This is a genomic window from Streptomyces sp. Xyl84, from assembly GCF_059731885.1.
This window is the reverse complement of the sequence record NZ_AP029182.1, coordinates 4242866-4263624: the sequence shown is the minus strand read 5'-3', so window position 1 is coordinate 4263624 and position 20759 is coordinate 4242866. Positions and strand designations below refer to the sequence as shown.

General features: G+C 71.5%; 20 protein-coding genes. 8 read left to right on the top strand and 12 right to left on the bottom strand.

Translation table 11 applies throughout. The features are described from left to right. Positions 1-50: 50 nt before the first annotated feature. Together pth and AC6I72_RS18575 are read left to right on the top strand one after the other, a co-directional pair. On the top strand, positions 51-662 hold the full coding sequence (gene pth, locus AC6I72_RS18580; protein ID WP_366726633.1) for an aminoacyl-tRNA hydrolase: 612 nt from the start codon (positions 51-53) through the stop codon (positions 660-662). A 52-nt stretch (positions 663-714) separates the two neighbouring features. After that, the gene (locus AC6I72_RS18575; RefSeq protein WP_498002067.1) at positions 715-1248 is read left to right on the top strand and encodes a hypothetical protein; all 534 of its coding nucleotides are present in this window, start codon (positions 715-717) and stop codon (positions 1246-1248) included. A 71-nt stretch (positions 1249-1319) separates the two neighbouring features. Here the strand turns inward: AC6I72_RS18575 and ppc are convergent, their stop codons facing one another. After that, complete coding sequence (gene ppc / locus AC6I72_RS18570; protein ID WP_498002065.1) at positions 1320-4061, bottom strand: phosphoenolpyruvate carboxylase; 2742 nt, start codon at positions 4059-4061, stop codon at positions 1320-1322. Positions 4062-4352: 291 nt separating this feature from the next. On the opposite strand from ppc, the gene AC6I72_RS18565 reads away from it, so the two are divergent. Both AC6I72_RS18565 and AC6I72_RS18560 read left to right on the top strand, forming a co-directional pair. Beyond that, the gene (locus AC6I72_RS18565; RefSeq protein WP_498002064.1) at positions 4353-5363 is read left to right on the top strand and encodes an acyl-CoA desaturase; all 1011 of its coding nucleotides are present in this window, start codon (positions 4353-4355) and stop codon (positions 5361-5363) included. Continuing rightward, the gene (locus tag AC6I72_RS18560; RefSeq protein WP_037852782.1) at positions 5360-6034 is read left to right on the top strand and encodes a TetR/AcrR family transcriptional regulator; all 675 of its coding nucleotides are present in this window, start codon (positions 5360-5362) and stop codon (positions 6032-6034) included. The genes AC6I72_RS18565 and AC6I72_RS18560 overlap by 4 nt, the downstream gene beginning before the upstream one ends. A gap of 52 nt (positions 6035-6086) precedes the next feature. Here the strand turns inward: AC6I72_RS18560 and AC6I72_RS18555 are convergent, their stop codons facing one another. After that, positions 6087-6449 (bottom strand): VOC family protein, encoded by a 363-nt coding sequence (locus tag AC6I72_RS18555; protein WP_498002063.1) that lies wholly within the window; start codon positions 6447-6449, stop codon positions 6087-6089. 3 nt (positions 6450-6452) lie between these two features. Continuing rightward, a complete protein-coding gene (locus tag AC6I72_RS18550; RefSeq protein WP_498002062.1) occupies positions 6453-7301 on the bottom strand; it encodes a trans-aconitate 2-methyltransferase in 849 nt (282 codons plus the stop codon). 120 nt (positions 7302-7421) lie between these two features. Between AC6I72_RS18550 and tamR the strand changes: the two genes are divergently transcribed. Further along, positions 7422-7919 (top strand): MarR family transcriptional regulator TamR, encoded by a 498-nt coding sequence (gene tamR / locus AC6I72_RS18545; protein ID WP_037852775.1) that lies wholly within the window; start codon positions 7422-7424, stop codon positions 7917-7919. Here the strand turns inward: tamR and AC6I72_RS18540 are convergent. Further along, positions 7878-8651, bottom strand: coding sequence for a LuxR C-terminal-related transcriptional regulator (locus tag AC6I72_RS18540; RefSeq protein WP_498002061.1), 774 nt, complete (start codon positions 8649-8651; stop codon positions 7878-7880). The genes tamR and AC6I72_RS18540 overlap by 42 nt on opposite strands. A gap of 466 nt (positions 8652-9117) precedes the next feature. On the opposite strand from AC6I72_RS18540, the gene AC6I72_RS18535 reads away from it, so the two are divergent. Then, positions 9118-9561 (top strand): GNAT family N-acetyltransferase, encoded by a 444-nt coding sequence (locus AC6I72_RS18535; protein ID WP_498002060.1) that lies wholly within the window; start codon positions 9118-9120, stop codon positions 9559-9561. Between the two features lie 132 nt (positions 9562-9693). Here AC6I72_RS18535 and AC6I72_RS18530 read toward each other — a convergent pair whose 3' ends face one another. The 7 genes from AC6I72_RS18530 to galT form a co-directional block, all read right to left on the bottom strand. Further along, positions 9694-10368: a hypothetical protein gene (locus tag AC6I72_RS18530; protein ID WP_498002059.1), complete on the bottom strand. Its 675-nt coding sequence runs from the start codon at positions 10366-10368 to the stop codon at positions 9694-9696. Then, positions 10361-12538, bottom strand: coding sequence for a hypothetical protein (locus tag AC6I72_RS18525; protein WP_498004732.1), 2178 nt, complete (start codon positions 12536-12538; stop codon positions 10361-10363). Before AC6I72_RS18525 ends, AC6I72_RS18530 begins: the two co-directional genes overlap by 8 nt. 5 nt (positions 12539-12543) lie before the next feature. Then, positions 12544-12990, bottom strand: a complete 447-nt coding sequence (locus AC6I72_RS18520) for a hypothetical protein (protein WP_498002057.1) — start codon at positions 12988-12990, stop codon at positions 12544-12546. A gap of 129 nt (positions 12991-13119) precedes the next feature. Then, positions 13120-13809 (bottom strand): adenosylcobinamide amidohydrolase, encoded by a 690-nt coding sequence (locus AC6I72_RS18515; RefSeq protein ID WP_498002056.1) that lies wholly within the window; start codon positions 13807-13809, stop codon positions 13120-13122. A gap of 623 nt (positions 13810-14432) precedes the next feature. Then, positions 14433-15587, bottom strand: coding sequence for a galactokinase (gene galK, locus AC6I72_RS18510; RefSeq protein WP_498002055.1), 1155 nt, complete (start codon positions 15585-15587; stop codon positions 14433-14435). Further along, entirely contained in the window at positions 15587-16555 is a 969-nt protein-coding gene (gene galE, locus AC6I72_RS18505) for a UDP-glucose 4-epimerase GalE (protein ID WP_498002054.1), read from the bottom strand. The genes galK and galE overlap by 1 nt, the downstream gene beginning before the upstream one ends. Beyond that, positions 16552-17613: a galactose-1-phosphate uridylyltransferase gene (gene galT / locus AC6I72_RS18500; protein ID WP_498002052.1), complete on the bottom strand. Its 1062-nt coding sequence runs from the start codon at positions 17611-17613 to the stop codon at positions 16552-16554. The genes galE and galT overlap by 4 nt, the downstream gene beginning before the upstream one ends. 230 nt (positions 17614-17843) lie before the next feature. Between galT and AC6I72_RS18495 the strand changes: the two genes are divergently transcribed. Together AC6I72_RS18495 and AC6I72_RS18490 are read left to right on the top strand one after the other, a co-directional pair. After that, positions 17844-19544 carry a sodium:solute symporter family protein gene (locus AC6I72_RS18495; RefSeq protein ID WP_498002050.1) on the top strand — a complete coding sequence of 567 codons (1701 nt, stop codon included), beginning with the start codon at positions 17844-17846 and terminating at the stop codon, positions 19542-19544. Between the two features lie 21 nt (positions 19545-19565). Beyond that, positions 19566-19916, top strand: coding sequence for a hypothetical protein (locus tag AC6I72_RS18490; protein WP_498002048.1), 351 nt, complete (start codon positions 19566-19568; stop codon positions 19914-19916). Between the two features lie 74 nt (positions 19917-19990). Here AC6I72_RS18490 and AC6I72_RS18485 read toward each other — a convergent pair whose 3' ends face one another. Further along, a complete protein-coding gene (locus tag AC6I72_RS18485; protein WP_498002047.1) occupies positions 19991-20659 on the bottom strand; it encodes a response regulator transcription factor in 669 nt (222 codons plus the stop codon). Positions 20660-20759: the final 100 nt, after the last annotated feature.

Below are 20759 nucleotides of genomic sequence, written 5' to 3'. Positions count from 1 at the left end.
CCGGCCGCCGCTTCCTTCTGGGGGCGGCGGCCGGCGCGTATCAAGGAGAGATGGACGTGACCACCCCGGCGACTTCCGCGAGCGCGCCCTGGCTGATCGTGGGCCTCGGCAATCCCGGACCGGAGTACGCCATGAACCGGCACAACGTCGGTTTCATGGTGGTGGATCTGCTGGCCGGCCGCATCGGTGGCCGGTTCAAGCGGGCGAGCAAGGCGCAGGCGCAGGTGGTGGAGGGGCGGATCGGTCCGCCGGGGCCGGGCAGCCGCCGGGTGGTCCTGGTGAAGCCGATGTCCTTCATGAACCTGTCGGGCGGTCCGGTGAACGCGCTGCGGGACTTCTACAAGGTGCCGCTCGGCAACATCGTGGCGGTCCACGACGAGCTGGACATCGACTACGGCACGCTGCGGCTGAAGCTGGGCGGCGGCGACAACGGGCACAACGGTCTGAAGTCGATGACGAAGGCGATGGGCGCGGACTACCACCGGGTGCGGTTCGGGATCGGTCGTCCGCCGGGCCGGATGCAGGTGGCGGACTACGTGCTGAAGGACTTCGCGTCGGCGGAGCGCAAGGAGCTGGACTACTTCGTGGACCGGGCGGCGGACTCGGTGGAGTGTCTGCTGGCGGAGGGTCTGGAGCGGGCGCAAAGCGCGTACAACTCCTGACTTGTCCCGCGCCCGCGGGCACGGGAGTTGACCGCGCGCGGGCACATGGCCAATGATCCCGGCCATGCCTGCCGCCGCCAGTGCCCCTCGTTCCCGTCAGGCCCGCGCCTCGCGCCAGGCCCGTCAGGCCTCCCGGGCCGCGCTGCGCTTCGGGCGGGTGGCCTCGATGGGGGCGGTCGCGGTGCTGATCCTGGTGGCCGGCGTGTGGGCGTCCTGGAGCAGTGCGCCGTACGTGATGCTGACCAAGGGGCGGGAGCGGGGGAGGGTCGAGGTCACGCGGTGCGGGGACGACATGTGCAGCGGCCCGTACACGCCCGCCTCGGCGGGGTCGGCGGCCCGCCGGGTGGAGATCGCGCACACGGTGGCGGTGCGCAGGGGACAGACGTACGACGTCGTCGTGAAGCCGGGCACGGACGAGGTGCTGCGCTCGGGTGCGGCGGGGGTCCTGTACGCGTGGGCGCCGCTGGGCGGGGCTCTTCTGCTGGCCTCGGTGGTGGTGGCCGGCGGGCTGCGCCGGGTGCGGGCCGCGTGGGTGCTGGCGGGGGCGGGGATCGCCCTGCTGACGGCGGCGTTCGTGGCGCTGTGAGCCGCGGGCCGTGAGGACGTGGGGGTGCCCCCGGTCCGTGCGGGCCGGGGGCACTGTCGGGTGCGGGGCGGTCAGCCGGTGTTGCGCAGGCCGGCCGCCACGCCGTTGACCGTCAGGAGCAGGGCCCGCGAGAGCAGCGGGTCGGCGTCCTGGTCCGCCGCCGCCGCGTCGCGCTGCCGCTTGAGCAGGGCGACCTGGAGGTAGGAGATCGGGTCGAGGTAGGCGTCGCGGATGGCGAAGGTCTGCTTCAGGACGGGCTGGGCGTCGAGGAGTTCACGCTCGCCGGTGACGCGCAGGACCTCGGCCACGGTGAGTTCGTGCTCGGCCCTGATGACGTCGAAGACGTGCTTCAGCTCGTCGGGGACGAGGGTGTCGACGTAGTGCTGGGCGATGCGCAGGTCGGTCTTGGCGAGCGTCATCTCGACGTTGGAGATGAAGTTGCGGAAGAAGTGCCAGCGCTCGTGCATCTCCTCCAGGACGCTCTCGCCCTCCTGCCGTACGCCCGCCTCGCGCAGCGCCTTCAGGCCGGAGCCGACGCCGAACCAGCCGGGGACGATCTGCCGGGACTGGGTCCAGCCGAACACCCACGGGATGGCGCGCAGGCCGTCCAGTCCGGCTCCGGAGTCGGGGCGGCGTGAGGGCCGGGAGCCGATGTGCAGGTCGGCGAGCTGGTCCACGGGGGTGGAGGCGAAGAAGTAGGCGGGCAGGTCGGGGTCCTCGACGAGCCTGCGGTAGGCGGCGTGGGCGGCGTCGGAGACGACGTCCATGGCCGCGTCCCAGCGGGCGAGGGCCTCGTCGGACTGGCGGGGGGCGGTGTGCAGGGCGGAGGCCTGGAGGCTGGCCGCGACGGTCAGTTCCAGGTTCTCCCGGGCCAGCGAGGGGATGAGGTACTTGTCGGAGATGACCTCGCCCTGCTCGGTGACCTTGATCTCGCCCTCCAGGGTGCCCCAGGGCTGGGCGAGGATGGCGTCGTGGGTGGGGCCGCCGCCGCGGCCGACGGTGCCGCCGCGGCCGTGGAAGAGGCGCAGCCGTACGCCGTAGCGGTGGGCGACGTCGCGCAGCCGGCGCTGGGCCCGGTGGATCTCCCACTGGCTGGTGGTGATGCCGCCGAACTTGGAGGAGTCGGAGTAGCCGAGCATGACCTCCTGGACGTCGCCGCGCAGCGCGACCAGGCGCCGGTAGGACGGGTCGGAGAGCATGTCCTCCAGGATGGTGTCGGCGGCCTTCAGCTCGTCGGTGGTCTCCAGGAGCGGCACGATGCCGATCTTGGCCCAGCCGGCGTGCAGGTCGAGCAGGCCGGCCTCGCGGGCGAGGACGGCGGCGGCGAAGACGTCGTCGGCGCCCTGGCACATGGAGATGATGTAGGACTCGACGACCTCGGGGCCGAAGACGTCCAGGGCGCGCTTGACCGTCTCGAACACGCCGAGGGTCTTGGCGCCGGCCTCGTCGACGGGGGCGGGGGTGGGGGCGAGCGGCCTTCTGGACCTGAGTTCCTTGGCGAGCAGCTTGGTGCGGTACTCGCGGGGCATGTCGGCGTAGCGCCAGGACTCCTCGCCGAGCCGGTCGAAGAGCTGGCCGAGGGCGTGGTGGTGGGCGTCGGCGTGTTCGCGGACGTCCATGGTGGCGAGCTGGAGGCCGAAGGCGGCCAGGGTGCGGATGGTGCGGCCGAGGCGGCCGTCGGCGAAGAGGGCGCCGCGGTGCTCGCGCAGCGAGTCCTGGATGAGGCGCAGGTCGGCGAGGAGTTCGGCGGTGCCGAGGTAGTCGCGGCCCGCGACGTGCGGGGTGCCCTTGGCCAGGCGCTGCTTGGTGTTGACGAGCTTCTGCCGGATGCAGGTGGCCTTGAGCCGGTAGGGCTCCTCGGCGTTGAGCCGCTTGTAGCGGGGGCTGATCTCGGGCAGGTTCTCCAGGTCCGCCTGGAGGGACTGGAGCAGTTCCTCGGTGGCGCCGCTGTAGCGGATGGAGTTGGACAGGAAGGCGCGCAGCTCGTCGATGGTGTCGAGGGCGTCGTTGATGCCGTGCTCGTGCTGGAGGATCAGCACGTCCCAGGTGACGGCGGGGGTGACGTTGGGGTTGCCGTCGCGGTCGCCGCCGATCCAGGTGCCGAAGGAGAGGGGGCGGGTCTCGTCGGGGAGCTTGACGCCGACGCGCTCCAGTTCGGCGGTGAGGTCCTCCAGGACGTCGCCGACGGCGCCGGCGTGGAGTTCGTCCAGGTAGTAGATGGCGTTGCGGGCCTCGTCGGTGGGTTCGGGGCGTACGACGCGCAGTTCGTCGGTCTGCCAGACGAGGTCGATGTTCTCGGCGAGGCGGGTGTCCAGGCGGCGGCGGTCGGACTCGACGACCGGGGTCTCCAGGAGGGCGCCGATGCGCCGGAGCTTGTTGAGGACCGAGCGGCGGGCCGCCTCGGTGGGGTGGGCGGTGAACACCGGCCGGACGTTGAGGTGCTGGACGGTCTGGCGCAGGTGCTCGGGGTCGGCGTCCTTGAGCTGGTCGGCGGTTCGGGCCAGCAGGCCGCCCTCGGCGGCGCGGCGGGCGCGCAGCTCGCGGCCGCGGTGCACCTGCTCGGTGACGTTGGCGAGGTGGAAGTAGGTGGAGAAGGCGCGGACCAGCTTGGCCGCGGTCTCCAGTTCGGTGCCGCGCAGCAGCTCGGCGGCGGCTTCGCCGTCCTCACGGGTGAGGCGGCGCACCTTCTCCACGAGGTCGAGAAGCTCGGGGCCCTCCTGCCTCACCAGGGTCTCCCCGAGGAGGTCACCCAGTCGGCGGATGTCGGCGCGCAGCTCGCTGCTGGTCGTCGTCTGGTCGTCGGCACTGCTCACAGGTGCGGCTCCTTGCAGTGTGGAAGCTCTTCTGAGAGGGAACCCGGACGGGTGCCGCGCGGCGGGTGCCGCATACGGGCCGGGCATCCGGGAAGGAATCTTCTTCAGCGGACCGCGCTGTCCGACCGGGACCAAGTCTAGGTGCCGGGTGGGACGCGCAGGCCAGGGGCTCTTGCCGCGCGGCGACGCACTGCCATACTTACGTCGCCGTAGGTTACGGAACCGTAGGGAGCTGAACGGTTGCGAAGCCCCCGGCACCTGTCTCGACCCTCGACCCCACAGGGGACGCCCATGACCTCAAGCTCCTCCGATGTGATCGACGACGCCCCGGAGGCGGCCGCCGGCGCGCCGCGCTCCGCCACCCTGGGAGGCGAGCAGAAGCGTTCGATCGAGCAGATCACGCTGCTGCTGTTCATCACCGTCCCGTTCCTCGCGCTGCTGGCGGCCGTGCCGCTGGCGTGGGGGTGGGGGGTGAGCTGGCTGGACCTCGGTCTGCTGGTCTTCTTCTACTTCCTCGGCTGCCACGGCATCACGATCGGCTTCCACCGGCACTTCACGCACGGGTCCTTCAAGGCCAAGCGGCCGTTGAAGATCGCGCTGGCCATCGCCGGCTCGATGGCGGTGGAGGGCCCGCTGGTGCGGTGGGTGGCCGACCACCGCAGGCACCACAAGTTCTCCGACCACGAGGGCGACCCGCATTCGCCGTGGCGGTACGGGGAGACGGTCCCGGCGCTGATGAAGGGCCTGTGGTGGGCTCACGTGGGCTGGATGTTCGACGAGGAGCAGACGCCGCAGGAGAAGTACGCGCCGGATCTGGTCAAGGACCCGGCGATGCGGCGGATCTCCCGCCAGTTCGTGCTGTGGACGGTCGTGTCGCTGGGGCTGCCGCCGCTGATCGGCGGTGTGGTGACGATGTCGTGGTGGGGCGCGTTCACCGGGCTCTTCTGGGGTTCACTCGTCCGGGTGGCCCTGCTGCACCACGTGACGTGGTCGATCAACTCGATCTGCCACGCGGTGGGCAAGCGGCCGTTCAAGTCGCGGGACCGCTCGGGCAACGTGTGGTGGCTGGCGATCCTGTCGTGCGGCGAGTCCTGGCACAACCTGCACCACGCCGACCCGACCTCCGCCCGGCACGGCGTGGAGCGCGGCCAGCTCGACTCCTCGGCGCGGATCATCCGCTGGTGCGAGCGACTGGGCTGGGCGTACGACGTGCGCTGGCCGTCACGCTCGCGTATCGATTCCCGGCGCAACACCGGCGAAGACGGCTCCCGGCGCCGGAGGGAAACCGCCGAGGCGGCATGATTGACGCCGTGGCGACCGACTCCAGCACCCCCAGCAATGACAAGCCGCGGCGTGCGCGTCGCACCCGGATGACCGGTGCCGAGCGCCGCCAGCAGCTGCTGGAGATCGGTCGCACCCTGTTCGCGGCGAAGGGCTTCGAGGGCACGTCGGTGGAGGAGATCGCGGCGAAGGCCGGGGTGTCCAAGCCGGTGGTGTACGAGCACTTCGGCGGCAAGGAGGGCCTGTACGCGGTGGTGGTGGACCGCGAGATGCGGCGGCTGCTGGACATGGTGACCGGCTCGCTGACGGCCGGCCACCCGCGGGAGCTGTGCGAGCAGGCGGCCTTCGCCCTCCTGGACTACATCGAGGAGTACACGGACGGCTTCCGCATCCTCGTCCGTGACTCGCCCATCCCGCAGTCCACGGGTTCCTTCGCGTCCCTCATCTCGGACATCGCCACCCAGGTGGAGGACATCCTGGGCCGGGAGTTCAAGTCCCGCGGCTTCGACCCGAAGCTGGCGCCGCTGTACGCGCAGGCCCTGGTCGGCATGGTCGCGCTGACCGGCCAGTGGTGGCTGGACGTGCGCCGCCCGAAGAAGGCGGAGGTCGCCGCCCACCTGGTGAACCTGGCCTGGCACGGGCTGGACGGCCTGGAGCCGAAGCCGCGGCTGATAGGGCACCGCAAGAGCTGAGCCGGCGGCCGGCCCGTCGCCGGCGGGTGCCGGGACCGCGGGGCGCCGGCGCTCAGCCGGCCGGTTCCAGGAACTCCAGCCGGTTGCCCACCGGGTCCTCGGAGTAGAAGCGCCGGTGGCCCGGCAGGCCGGCGTCCCAGGTGACCGGGGCGCCGCGGGCGGCCAGGCGGGCGGCGTACGCCTCGATGTCCGTGACCCGCAGGCCCGGGTGGGCCTTCTTCGCGGGCCTGAAGTCCTCTTCGACGCCCAGGTGGAGCTGGACGGTCCCGGCCTGGAACCAGCAGCCGCCCCGGGCGGCCAGGACGGGCGGCTTGGGGATCTCGGTCATGCCGAGGACACCGGCGTAGTACGCCCGCAGTGCGTCCTCGTGGCCGGGCGGGGCGGCGAGCTGGACGTGGTCGATCGCGGCGAGCACGGTTCACGCCTCCTTGGTGGCGACGGCGAAGATGCGGCGGAAGGGGAACGGGGTGCCGTGCGCACCGGCCGGGTAGGCCTCGCGCAGGGCGGTCCGGTACTCGTCGAGGAAGGCGTCGCGGGCCCCGGGGTCGTCGGCGAGCGCGGTGAGGACGGGGCGCAGTCCGGTCCCCTTCACCCAGTCCAGGACCGGGTCCGGCCCGTGCAGCAGGTGCAGGTACGTCGTCTCCCACACGTCCGCCGTGCAGCCGAGGCCGATCAGCTCCTCCAGGTACGCGGCGGGTTCTCGCACGGCGTCCTCGTGCCGCAGGACGTCGCCGAGGCGGTCGCGCCAGCGGGGCGCGTGGGCGAGGGCGCGCATCAGCCGGTGGCTGGGGGCCGAGAAGTTGCCGGGGACCTGGAAGGCGAAGGTGCCGCCGGGACGCAGTGCGGCGATCCAGTCGGCGAAGCGGCCGGTGTGGCCGGGCACCCACTGGAGGGTGGCGTTGCTGACGATCAGGTCGAAGGGTTCCCGGGGCGTCCAGGTCCGGGCGTCGGCGCGGGCGAAGTCGAGCAGGCCCCCGCCCGGGGTGGGGCCCGCGTGTTCCACCGTCGCCCTGTCCAGCATCTCGGGCGCGTTGTCGTAGCCGGTGATGCGGGCGGTGGGCCAGCGGGCGGCGAGGAGCACGGTGACGTTGCCGGGGCCGCAGCCGAGGTCGGCGATGCGGGGGGCGTCCCCCGGCGGCCGCGCGGGCAGGGCCGGGATCCGGGCGAGCAGGTCGGTGAAGGGGCGGGCGCGGTGGTCGGCGTGGCGCAGGTACTGGGCGGGGTCCCAGGTGGGGCTGTGGATGTCGTGGGCGTGGTCGGCGGGCATGGCGGCCTCCTTGACGTCACGGGAGCCGGAGTCCCGTGGTCCGCACGGCGGAATCTCTCTTGATGCCAAGATAGTTGATATCAAGAGACTTCACATCGACACAACCACTACACTGATCGCATGGAGGACGAGGTCGATCGGCTGGTCGCAGCGTGGCGCCGGGAGCGCCCGGACCTCGACGTGGAACCGCTCGAGGTGCTGAGCCGCGTGAGCAGGCTGGCCCGGCACCTGGACCGCGCCCGCCGGCTGGCCTTCTCCGAGCACAGTCTGGAGCCCTGGGAGTTCGACGTGCTGACCGCGCTGCGCCGCGCGGGCGCGCCGTACCAGCTCTCGCCCGGACAGCTGCTCACCCAGACCCTGGTCACCTCGGGCACGATGACCAACCGCATCGACCGGCTCGCGAAGAAGGGCCTGGTCGAGCGTCTGCCCGACCCCAGCGACCGGCGGGGCGTCCTGGTCCGCCTCACGGACGAGGGCCGCGACCGCGCCGACCAGTCCCTGGCCGGCCTGCTGGACCAGGAGCGCGCGATCCTCGGCGAGCTGTCCGCCGCCCAGCGCTCCGAACTGGCCGCTCTGCTACGCCAGTTGACCGCCCCGTTCGACAACATCCCCGGCTGATCCCAGATCCGCGGGACCCACACCGGCCCGGCGGGCCAGTGCGACGGCGGCCAGGGTGGAGTGCACACCGAGCTTGCCCAGCACGTTCTGCATGTGGGTGCGGACGGTGTGCGGGGACAGGTAGAGCCGTTCGGCGACGGCCTTGCGTCCGAGCCCGGCGACCATGCAGCGCAGCACCTCCCGCTCGCGCGGGGTCAGCGACTCCACCAGGCGTTCGCTCTCGGTGCGGTGCTTGCGGGCGGCGGTCAGCTCCCGCAGCACGCCGGTGAGCAGGGCGGGCGGCAGGTGCGTCTCGTCGCGCAGCACCCCGCGGATGACGGTGAGCAGCCGCGACAGCGAGCAGTCCTTGGCGACCCAGCCGCAGGCGCCGGCCTGCAGGGCGAGCGCCGCCCGCCGCGGGTCGTCCTTCTCGGCGAGGACGACGGTCCGTACGCCGGGCTGGGTGCCGCGCACCCCGGCCACCAGGGAGATCCCGTCCACCAGGCCGTCGGCGTCGCCCTCCTGCACGGGGACGGGCGCGCGCCCGCCGGGCACGTTGCCGCCGAGGTCCGCGTCGACGAGCAGCACGTCGAAGCGGCGGCCCTCGGCGGCGGCCCGCTCCAGGCTGCGCAGGGCGGCCGGTCCGGAGCCGGCCGCGAACACGTCGACGTCCGGCTCGGCGGCCAGGGCGGCGGCCAGGGACTCGGCGAAAATACGGTGGTCGTCGACGACCAGGACGCGGACTCGAACCACTGAAACCCCCTTCCCCGGGCTCCTTCACGAAGCAGGGGATTCCCGTCACCGAAGACGACGGCCGACCCTGCCGAGGAGGCCGGCGGCGCGGGCACGGCGCCCGGGGCCGCTGGACCGCACGGCCGCCGCCATGCGGAAGTGCTACCCCCACTTCGGGCGCCGTACCCGGCTGTCTCGCCCCCTGATCGGCACCGGCCCCCACCGGTACCGCTCCTCAGAGTACGACCGGGGGCCGGGAGGGGAAGGAATTTCACAGAACTGGCCGACGAGCGCGTCTAGGTCCTGTCGTCACATTCCCGTCGTCCGCCCGGAGGGCGGGCCTCGCGGCGTCAGGTGCGTGCTCTCGGCGTGCCGGGCCCTGACCCTCGTACCGGACGTACTCGGGTCTGGGCCCGGTGCGGCGAGAGTGCGTGCATGGCGTCGCGATGCAGGCGGGAATTCGACGACAGGGCCTAGGGTGTGCCGCATGTTTCGTATCGAGGCGAAAGTAGACAAAGAGCGTCGAGATCTGCTCCGCTCCCGCCTCCGTGACACCAACACGGCGGCCTCCCCCGTCCTGGCCGCCCTGCGCGGGACCCCCGCCGAACGAGAGATCCCCCTGCACGTGTGGGCGCTGGACGAGTCGGGCGCGCTGGCCGGCGGCCTGGTGGGGCACACCTGGGCGACCTGGCTGCACGTCGCGTACCTGTGGGTCGACGGCCGCCACCGCGGCGCGGGCCTCGGCTCCCGCCTGCTGACCCGCGCCGAACGCATGGCCCGCACCCAACGCGACTGCCACGGCGCCCGCCTGGAGACCTGGGACTTCCAAGCCCCGGAGTTCTACCGCAGACACGGCTACAAGGTGGTCTGCGCGATCCCCGACTATCCCCCGGGAACCACGGAGTACACGCTGATCAAGCCGCTGGGGTGAACGCCGCGCTGTCGATTGTCCGTCGGAGCCGCGGCAGCCTTGGGACCGCCGGGACGGGAACTCGGCGCTCCGGCCGGCATCGGCCTGCGGCCCCCCGCCCGTCGAGGCGGCACCGCATCTCCTCGTTCTGTGTCACCGCTCCGCATAGCGAGGCAGTTCCTCGGGAAAATCGCGCGGCGCCTTGCACTCGGCCAGTCTGTAGGCGTGTTCGGTGAGCCGGTAGGCGATGTCGGTCAGGGTCTGCCGCAGTGCCGCGCCAGTGACGGCCGCGGCCTTTCCATAGGTGCTCACGGTCACCTCGGTGGCGACCGCGTACTCCTCGGAGGCGTTGTACGGAGGCACAGTGGGGGGCGTGCAGGGCACGTACACCGCCGAGACGGGATCTTCGTCACCGACGCGGGCCAGGGCCTCGACGCCGTCGGCGGACACGCGGACGAGCCGCTTCTCGCCGCCGGCTCCCCGGTAACTCTTGAGCCACGCCGTCCTGGAGACGGGCCTCACCTCCGCCTTGCCCAGGAGCGAGGCGTCGTCGCTCGTCACCACGTGGCAGGAGAACGTGAGATCGCTGCCCGCTTTCTCCCGCCTGGACCCTTCCTGCGCCGATCGCGCCTCTGGCAGGACCCGGGTCACCATGTCCCGCTGGACGGTCTTCTCACAGACCTTCGACGGCAGGCGTTCAAGCCCCTTGGTGAAGAACTGCTGATACCCGAACCAGACACCGAGACCCGCGAGGCAGAGGCCCGCCAGGGAGAAGACAAAGGCCTTACCCGTGTACTGGGACAGGGCCCGCCGTCCGCTCTCATGCATTCGGACGCTCCCTCGTTCCGCTCAGAAACTCGCTCGCGGCGTCCCAGCCGACGGCCACGGCATCACGGAGCACGTTGTCGGTACCGGCCCGGGGCATGTCGAGCCGATGACGGCCGATGGTCTCCTGAGCCGCCCACTGCGTCTGCCGGCTCACCGAGTCCCGCGAGTCGTAAAGGTCCATCGCGCTGCGGTACAGGGCTTCGTCACGTGAGCCGTCCATCTTCTGACCCTCGAGCAGGCGGTCGACCGCGGCTCCCGCGACAGCGCCGATCCCCCCGCCGACCACAGCCCCCATCGTCGCACCCCCGTGCGCGTCGGAGAATTCCACGAAGGTACTGCCGACCGTGATCCAGGTCTTGGCGATGTCCCCCTTCGACTTCAAGGCGTCGTTGTACTCCGTCTCGGACTTCACAGAAGCGCGTACTTCGTCGTCGGCGACCGAGTGAGCGACGATGCCTTCGATGGTGCCGGCGTTCTTGCCGATCTCTTGAAGAACCTGCGTACGGCTGCCGTCGAACAAGGACGGATCCGCCAGATGGGACTCGATGAGCCCGCTGCTGTAGATGCTCTCCCCCAGGACGATCCCCGCTCTTCCCGACGGGTCTGCGGACACAGCGGAGAGGAAACGCACCACATTCGGTACTTTCCCCAGGCCGTCGGAATCGGCACTGTTGGTGAGAAAGATCGGTTCAGCGCCGTGCCCGGCCAACGTCTGGCTGATTTCAGGCATATAAGAAGCAGCCATGTTCCCGAAGCTGCTTCCCAGACCCTTGCCCACGAGTCCCGCACCGCTGCCGGGCTGTGCCACCGCCTCCATCACGTTCGACATGATCTCCACTTGTGCGGAACTGTGCGGTGGGGCCGACGCGCCGGTGTCGCCGGCCGCGACCCCGGTGACCGCGCTCTCCAGGGCGTGCCCGAGGGATTCTCCCCGGTCCGTGTACCGGGTGGTGCCGAGCATGTGGTCCAGGTCCGCTTTGGACTCGAAAGCGTGCTCGGCGGCTTCGGGATTGTGCGAGAGGCCGTCGAACAGTCCCTTCAGCGGATCGCGGCCGTTGCCGTCGCCGAAGACGAGGTCCAGCGCGTCGTAGCCCTTGACCCACAGGTCGTGCGTGCCCGATTCCCCTGCCGCCTTGTCCGCCTTGAAGATCTTCTCCCGGTAGTCGTCGAGGAATTCGGTGTCGAACCGGCCCCGGCTCATGAGGCTGCTGATCACCTGGGCACCGAGGGCGCCGGTAGCACCGGAGGAAAACGTGGCGTGGAATGCGGTGTTGCGTTCGGCGATCAGATTCCTCTTCCAGTCCTGCATGGCGTCCGAGTCCGAAAAGGTCGCCGTGGCCAGAGTGAGCCCCATGTTGGTCTGGAGGCTTTTCATCGCATCGAGTTCCGCGCCCCTGGCACCGGCGTGAGCCTGGGCCATCTCCGTCCAGAACTGGAGCGTCCCCTTGGCGCCCAGACACTTCGCGAACTGCTCCGCGAACAAGGGGTCGTCATGGTACGCCGCCATCGTCCGGTCGAAGGCGGCGATGTCGTCGAGTGTCATCGCGATCGGACTCCTGGCCATCTTCGCCAGCTTCTCCGCAGCCGCGACGGCCTCCACCGCCTCGTCTCGATCGGCATAGGAAGCGTCCGCGAAGCCGTACTCGGCCTGGTCTGCGAGGAGAAGCAGGGCCTGTGCGGCAGAGGTGTCGCTCTGCGTCGCCTTCGTCAGGATGCCCTCGATCTCCTCGCGAAAGGCGGTCACGACCTTCGGGTCCGTCGCGCCGGTGTTGCCGCTGGGATCCGATGCCCAGTCGGGCCGGGTGTTGCCGGCTACGGTGAACGTGCCCCCGCCGGTGTCGATCACCGTGACGTGCTGCTCCGAGGCTCGCTCGATCGCCTCGTTCAGCTGGGTGCGATAACTGACGAGTTCTGCGCGTGTGTCGCTGAGGATCCTGGTGATCGATTCGGCCTGGGTGTGCGCGTCGGCGAATTCGGCGGCGGTCTTGGCGATGAACTCACGGGTGACGGTGGCGTTGATCCCCGCCCAGTTCGCCTTGTCGGCCTTCGCCTTCAGGTTGTCCTCGGCGTCCTTCTTCAGGGCGGCCAGCTTCTTCGTCATCTGTTCCCAGTCGGTGACCGCTTCACCGAGCTTGGCGAAGTTGCCGTGGCGCAGCGCATCGAGGTCCATCGGCTTCAATGGCCCTTCCTGGTGTCGAAGCCCTCGTCGAGTACCGCGATGCTGCTGACCGCGCCGACGATGCAGGACTCTTGAGCCGCATGCCGGTTCCTGGTGTACCGCAGGTGGTTGGAGATGTGCGCACAGGCGTCCAGCAACGTCTTCGACTGCTCGCTCCAGCGCTGTGTCACGTGCTCCAGCGCACCGCCCAGGGCGAATCCCTCGCCCTTCAGGCCGCTCGCGGCCGCCTCGGAGGCCGGGCGGGCGTGCCCGCTGCAGGTCGTGAAGTCGTCGAACAGGTCATGGGCCGCCCTGCCGACCGCCTGGAGGTCCGCGTGCCCCACGACGAGATCCCCCTCAGAGCCGTCACCTCCCTGATCCCCCGGGTACTGGTCGAGATGCATGCGTGAGGCCTGCCGGTCAGCGGCCCGGGCCTTCATCTGCTCCCACTCTTCCCACGCCATGCGCGACTCCCCCCGTATCCGTTCACGTACCGTCGGTCACTCGGCGACAGTCATGGAGCCTACCGGCGCCCGCCAAGTACCGGAGACGAGCGGGCCGTTCGGGATCGACGGGGCGGGGGCGGCCCGACGTCACCCCGCCGACACGGCCTCCCCCACCGCCCGGTGCACCGCCCGGGCCAGTCGGGCGCCCCACAGTGAGCGGGGGCCCGCGAAGGACTGGGGATCCTCGCCGGGGGCCGGGGTGCGGGCGGCGATGCAGACCGCGTCCGTGGGGGTGCCGGAGCAGTCGTGGCCGGTTTCCAGGAGGGCCTGGACCTTGGCCTCGGTGGCGGTCGCGACGGCGTTGACCAGGGCGGCGTCGGTCAGGGCCACGGGGAGGGCGGCGATGATGTTGATGGTGCCCGGCTGGGCGGGCAGGGCGGTGCCCTCGGCGGGGGAGGCGGCCCAGCCGCGTACGTCGATGCCCGCCGTGACCAGCGCCTGCGCGCCGGCGTCCGCCGCGCTGGCGTGGCGGGAGACGTCGGCCGCCGTCATCAGGCCGACGCCCTCTCCCCTCAGTCCGGCGCCGGCGGCCAGTTCCGCCAGGTGGCGGTCCGGGTCGGTGCGCCGGTAGCCGTGCGCCACCTGGGCGTTGAGGACCCAGCCGCGCGGACCGACGCCGCCGCCGAGCACCGCGCTGCTGACCATCCGCCACCCCGGGCCCGCCCGCCACAGCAGCGCGTGCAGCCGCTCGCCGTCCTCGGTGCGGGTCAGCAGGCGCGCCGCGCACGGGCCGGCGGTGGGGGCGGCGGGCGCGGACGCCGGGTGGGCGGTGGTCACCGGGGGTGGCTCCTTGCGGTGGGGGAACCGGCCGATCGTACGCGGGAGCGTGACCGCGGGAGCCGGCCGACCCGGGCGCGGACGGCCTCCGACCTCGCCTGGCGGGCGGGCGGCTCCCGACCTCACCTGGCGGGCGGGCGGCCCCCGGCCTCGCCTGGCGCGCGGGCAGGCCCGGACCCCGCCTCACGCGCAGGCAACCCCGGCCTCGCCTCACGCACGGACGGGACGGCCCCGGGCCTGGCCTTGCGCGGGGGCGGCCCCCGGCCTCGCCTGGCGCGCGGGCAGGCCCGGCCCCCGCCTCACGCGCAGGCAACCCCCGGTCTCGCCTCACGCACGGACAGCCCCAGACCCCGCTTCACGCACAGGCAGTCCCGGCCCTCATTTCACGCGCGGGCAGCCCCGGTCCTGGCCTTGCGCGGGGGCGGCCCGGCCTCGCCTCGCGCGGGCGGCCCCCGGCCTCACCTCGCGCGCCCGTGGCCGGACTGCCCCGCTGCGCGCTCTTGCGGGGCGTGCCCGCGGTGCAGGGTCCGGTCGGCCCCGGCCCGCTCACGCCGTCCGCCTCGCGCACGGCGGCGCGGGGAGTCGCGCCCCGTGCCGCCGCGTCCGTCCGCCGGGGCGCCGCGTCAGATCAGGCGCCGCGCCCCCGCCGAGGGCACCGCCTCGAAGACGCGCGGGGAGGTGAAGCCGGCCCCCGCGAAGGCCTCCTCGACCGCCTTGGTGACCGAGGGGACGTCGGTCTCCTCGGCGAGGACGATCGCCGAGCCGCCGAAGCCGCCGCCCGTCATGCGGGCGCCCAGCGCGCCGGCGGCCAGGGCCGTGTCGACGACCAGGTCCAGCTCCGGGCAGGAGATGCGGAAGTCGTCGCGCAGCGAGACGTGGCCCTCGGTCAGGACCGGGCCGATCGCGCGGGCGCCGGAGGATTCGAGGAGGGCGATGACGCGTTCCACGCGGGCGTCCTCCGTCACCACGTGGCGCACCAGGCGGCGGATCTCCTCCTCGTCGCCGAGCCGTTCCAGGGCCGCGTCCAGACCGTCGTGAGGCACGTCCCGCAGGGCGTCGACGCCGAGCAGGGCCGCGCCCTTCTCGCAGCCGGCCCGGCGCTTGCCGTACTCGCCGTCGCTGTGCGCGTGCTTGACGCGGGTGTCGACGACGAGCAGGCGCAGTCCCTGGCGTGCCAGGTCGAAGGGGACCTGACGCTGGGACAGGTCGCGGGTGTCGAGGAAAAGGGCGTGGCCCTCCGTGCAGCAGGCCGAGGCCGTCTGGTCCATGATGCCGGTGGGGGCGCCGACGTAGACGTTCTCGGCGCGCTGGCACAGGCGGGCCAGCTGCCAGGGCTTCAGGCCCAGTCCGTACAGGTCGTTCAGGGCCAGGGCGACGACGACCTCCAGGGCCGCGGACGAGGACAGGCCCGCGCCCGAGGGCACCGTCGACGTCAGGTGCACGTCCGCGCCCCGCACCTCGTGGCCGGCCTCGCGCAGCGCCCAGACCACGCCCGCCGGGTAGGCGGTCCAGTCCTTGTCGGACCCGGGCGCCAGGTCGGCCACGCGCAGTTCGACGGGGTCGCCCGGTACGTCCGCCGAGTGCAGCCGCAGGACACCGTCGCCGCGGCGGGAGACCGCCGCGATCGTGTCGTGCGGCAGGGCGAAGGGCATCACGAAACCGTCGTTGTAGTCGGTGTGCTCACCGATGAGGTTGACGCGGCCGGGTGCCGCCCACACTCCCTGCGGGCCGGTGCCGTACAGCGCGGAGAAACCGTCCCGGACCTGCTGTGCCCCCACTACTGCTCCCTCGTGGTGTGCTGCGCGAACTCCCAGGCGTCCGCGACGATCCCCGCGAGGTCCGCGCGGGACGGGTTCCAGCCGAGCTTCTCGCGGGCGGTGCCGGCCGAGGCGACCAGGACGGCCGGGTCGCCGGCCCGGCGCGGGGCCACGACCTCCGGGATCGGGTGGCCGGTGACCTGCCGGACCGTCTCGATCACCTCGCGCACCGAGAAGCCGTTGCCGTTGCCGAGGTTGCAGATCAGGTGTTCGCCGGCGGTGGCGGCGTCCAGCGCGAGCAGGTGGGCGTCGGCCAGGTCCGCCACGTGGATGTAGTCGCGCACGCAGGTGCCGTCCGGCGTCGGGTAGTCGTCGCCGAAGACGCTGATCGCCTCGCGGCGGCCCTGGGCGACCTGGAGCACCAGCGGGATCAGGTGCGACTCGGGGTCGTGGCGCTCGCCGTACGCGCCGTAGGCGCCGGCCACGTTGAAGTAGCGCAGGGAGACCGCGCCCAGGCCGTAGGCCGCCGCCTCGCCGGTGATCATGTGGTCGACGGCGAGCTTGGAGGCGCCGTAGGGGTTGGTGGGCTTCGTCGGGGCCGTCTCGACGATCGGCGTCCGCTCCGGCTCGCCGTACGTCGCCGCGGTGGAGGAGAAGACCAGCTTGCGCACCCCGGCCTCGCGCATCGCGGCGAGCAGCGCCATGGTGCCGCCGACGTTGTTCTCCCAGTACTTCTCCGGCTTCACCACCGACTCGCCGACCTGCGAGAACGCGGCGAAGTGCAGCACCGCGTCGAAGGAGGGGTCCAGCCACTTGGCGGCGTCGCGGATGTCGCCCTCGACGAAGGAGGCGCCGGCGGGCACGCCCTCGCGGAAGCCCGTCGAGAGGTTGTCGAGCACGACGACCTCGTGGCCGGCCTCCAGCAGATGCTGGGCGACCACGCTCCCGACGTAACCCGCGCCGCCCGTCACCAGGTACTTCCCGCTCATGAACTCGCTACCTCTCGCAATCGCTGGGCCGCGCGCTCCGGGGGCACGTCGTTGATGAAGACGTTCATGCCGGACTCGGAGCCCGCGAGGAACTTCAGCTTGCCGGAAGTACGGCGGATGGTGAAAAGCTCGAGGTGGAGGGCGAAGTCCTCGCGGACGACCCCGTCGAACTCCTCCAGCGCGCCGAACGGCGCCTGGTGCCAGGCCGCGATGTACGGCGTCGGCGGTTCACCTTCCCCGAAGATCCGGTCGAAGCGCCTCAAGAGTTCCAGATAGACCTGGGGGAACTCTGTGCGGGCCGCCTCGTCGAGCGCGAGCAGGTCGGGGACGCGGCGCTTGGGGTAGAGGTGGACCTCGTAGGGCCAGTGCGCGGCGTAGGGCACGAAGGCCGCCCAGTGACCGGTCTCCAGGACGACCCGCTCACCGGCCAGTTCCCGCTCCAGTACGGCGTCGAAGAGGTTCTCGCCGCCGGTGGCGTCCTTGTGGGCGGCCAGCGAGCGCAGCATCAGCGCGGTGCGCGGGGTGGTGAAGGGATAGGCGTAGATCTGCCCGTGCGGGTGGCCCAGTGTCACGCCGATCTCGGCGCCGCGGTTCTCGAAGCAGAACACCTGCTCCACCGAGGGCAGGTGCGACAGCTCGGAGGTGCGGTCGGTCCAGGCCTCCAGGACGAGCCGTGCCTGCTCCTCGCCCAGCGCGGCGAAGGACGCGTCGTGGTCGGAGGTGAAGCAGACGACCTCGCAGCGGCCCGAGTCGCCGGCCAGCGACGGGAAGCGGTTCTCGAAGACCACCACGTCGTAGGCGGAGTCCGGGATCTCGGTGAGCTTGTCACCGCGGGTCGGGCACAGCGGGCACTCGTCGGCCGGCGGATGGTAGGTGCGGCCCTGGCGGTGGGAGGCCACGGCGACCGCGTCGCCGAGCAGCACGTCCGGGCGGATCTCCGAGGTGGTGACGGTCGGCTCCAGCGGGCGCCGGTCGACGGCTTCCCGCACGGTGTCGTCCCGCAGGTCGTAGTAGATCAGCTCACGACCGTCGGCCAGCCGGGTCGAGGTCTTCTTCACTGCGGACTCCCTGTTCGTCCAGGCCCGGGCCGCACCCGATCACTGTGTCACCCAACACAATCGAACATAACACATCACAACTCACCACGTGAGGCTACCGGCAGCCCGCAAGGAGGCGCCACGGCCCGCACATCACAATCAAACAAAGACAACCAACAAAAGTGTTCAATTCATGAACGCGAAGGCGTAGGTTCCCCGCTGGATCCGTTCGTGCAACGAAGCGAGTACTTATGCAAACCCCCACATCCCCCGGCTACGCACCCGCGTATCTGGCGGCGGAGCTACGGCTGCCGACCAACGCCCTCGACTACACGATCCTCGCCATCTACTTCGTCGTGGTCCTCGGCATCGGCTTCGCCGCCCGGCGCTCGGTCAAGACCAGCCTCGACTTCTTCCTCTCCGGACGCTCCCTGCCCGCGTGGATCACCGGTCTGGCGTTCATCTCCGCCAACCTGGCCGCGACCGAGATCCTCGGCATGGCCGCCAACAGCGCCCAGTACGGCGCCTACACCGTGCACTGGTACTGGATCGGCGCCATTCCCGCCATGGTCTTCCTCGGCCTGGTGATGATGCCCTTCTACTACGGCTCCAAGGTGCGCTCGGTCCCCGAGTTCCTGCTGCTGCGCTTCGACAAGGGCGCCCACCTGCTCAGTTCGATCCTGTTCGCCTTCGCCGCCATCCTGATCGCCGGCGTCAACCTCTACGCCCTCGCGATCGTCGTCGAGGCGCTGCTCGGCTGGCCGCAGTGGGTCGCGATCGTCGTCGCCGGCTTCTTCGTCCTCGCCTACATCACCCTCGGCGGACTGTCCTCCGCGATCTACAACGAGGTGCTGCAGTTCTTCGTGATCCTCGCGGCCCTCATCCCGCTCGTGGTCCTCAGCCTGAAGAAGGTCGGCGGGTGGGACGGCCTGACCCACAAGCTCACCGAGACGCACGGCGCGAACTTCACCACCGCCTGGGGCGGCACCGGCATCGGCCACGCCAACCCGCTCGGCGCCAACTGGCTGACCATCGTCCTCGGCCTCGGCTTCGTGCTCTCCTTCGGCTACTGGACGACCAACTTCGCCGAGGTGCAGCGCGCCCTGTCCGCGAAGAACCTCTCCGCCGCGCAGCGCACCCCGCTGATCGCCGCGTTCCCGAAGATCTTCATCGTCTTCCTGGTGATGATCCCGGGCCTGGTCGCCGCCGCCGTCGTCCCGAAGATCGGCACCTCCGCCTCCGGGCTCCAGTACAACGACGCGATCCCCTACCTGATGCAGGAACTGCTCCCCAACGGCGTCCTCGGCATCGCGGTCACCGGCCTGCTCGCCGCCTTCATGGCCGGCATGGCCGCCAACGTGTCGTCCTTCAACACCGTGTTCACCAACGACATCTGGGCCAAGTACGTCGTCAAGGGCCGCGAGGACTCCTACTACGTGCGGTTCGGCCGGCTCATCACCGCCATCGGCGTGTTCGCCTCGGTCGGCACCGCGTTCCTGGCGTCCTCGTTCTCGAACATCATGAGCTACCTGCAGACGCTGTTCTCCTTCTTCAACGTGCCGATGTTCGTGGTGTTCATCGTCGGCATGTTCTGGAAGCGCGCGTCCGTGAAGTCCGGCTTCTGGGGCCTGCTCGCGGGCACCACCGCGGCGATGGTGAACTACTTCGTCCTCTACAAGAAGGACATCATCCACATCCCCACCGACCAGGGCGCCAACTTCGTCTCCGCCATCGCCGGGTTCGTCGCCGGCGCGGTGGTCATGGTGGCCGTAACCCTCTTCACCAAGCCCAAGCCGGAAGCCGCCCTGCAGGGACTCGTCTACGGCACCCGGTCCCCGGGCATGGCGGAAGCGCCTGCCCCCGGCGACGAGGCCTGGTACCGCAAGCCCGCGCTGCTCGGCTGGGGCGCCGTCGTCCTCGCCGCCGCCTGCTACATCCCGTTCTCGTTCTGATCGCGGGAGGATTGAGAGACCATGTCACAGTCTGAGAACCCCGGCCGGTCCGAGCACCCGGACCCGCACTCCGGATACTCCGAGCAGGACGTGCAGCGCGAGGTCACCGACCTGGAGGGCAAGTCCGCGACCGCCGCGCGCATCTTCGACCTGCGGCGCATCATCGGCGGGCTGTTCGTCCTCTACGGCGTCATCGTCACGATCACCGGGATCACCGACTCGCAGGCCGCCATCGACAAGGCGCAGGGCGTCAACATCAACCTGTGGACCGGGATCGGCATGCTGGCCCTCGGCGTGTTCTTCCTGGTGTGGCTCAAGCTCCGGCCGGCCGCGCCCCCGGTGCCCGCGACGGAGGAGCCGGAGGCCGAGTAGGCCCCGCCGGCGACGGCCCGGACGCGACGGCCCGGACGGCCCCGGCCGCCACGGCCACCCGGCTGCCCCGGCTGCTACGTGCGGCCCGCGCGGGCCAGCAGACCCGTGCGGGCCGCCAGGGCCGCCGCCTCCAGGCGCGAGCTCACGCCCAGTTTCATCAGGACCCGCTGCACATGGGTGCGGGCGGTGCTCGGGGCGATCCCCATCCCGGCCGCGATCAGCCGCGTGTCCTCCCCCTCGGCCACCCGCACCAGGACCTCGACCTCCCGGGGGGTGAGCAGCCGCAGCAGCCGCTGGCCCTCGTCGTCCGGCTGGGCGGCCGGGTTCAGCAGCTCACCGAACGCCTCCTGGAGCAGTTGCGGAGCCACCGCCGCCTCCCCCGCGCGCGCCTTCAGGATCGCCCGCTCCACGCCCTCTATGCGCTCGTCGTGCCGCACATAGCCCGAGGCACCCGCGGCGAACGCCGCCGCGATGCCCCGCGGGGAGGGCACCGGCCCCAGCACGACCACCGCCACCTGCGGGCGTTCCTGCTTGATCCGCGCCACCGGGTCGAACGCGCCCGGCCCGGCCGGTGCCGCCGTGCCCAGCAGGCACACCTCCGGCGCACGGCTGATCACCAGCTCCGCCGCGCCCGCCGCCGGCGCCGCCGCGGCCAGCACCCGGTGGCCCCGCAGCTTCAGCGCCGAGGCCAGCGCCTCGGCGAGCAGTCGGTGGTCGTCGACCACCATGAGCCGGACTCCCATCGGCAACCCCCCAGTTCCCTCCCGGAAGCTACACGCTCACCAGGTGGAGCGCTGCCCCTCCCGGCGAGAAGTGCCCCGGATCGCCGAAAACACCCGGCGC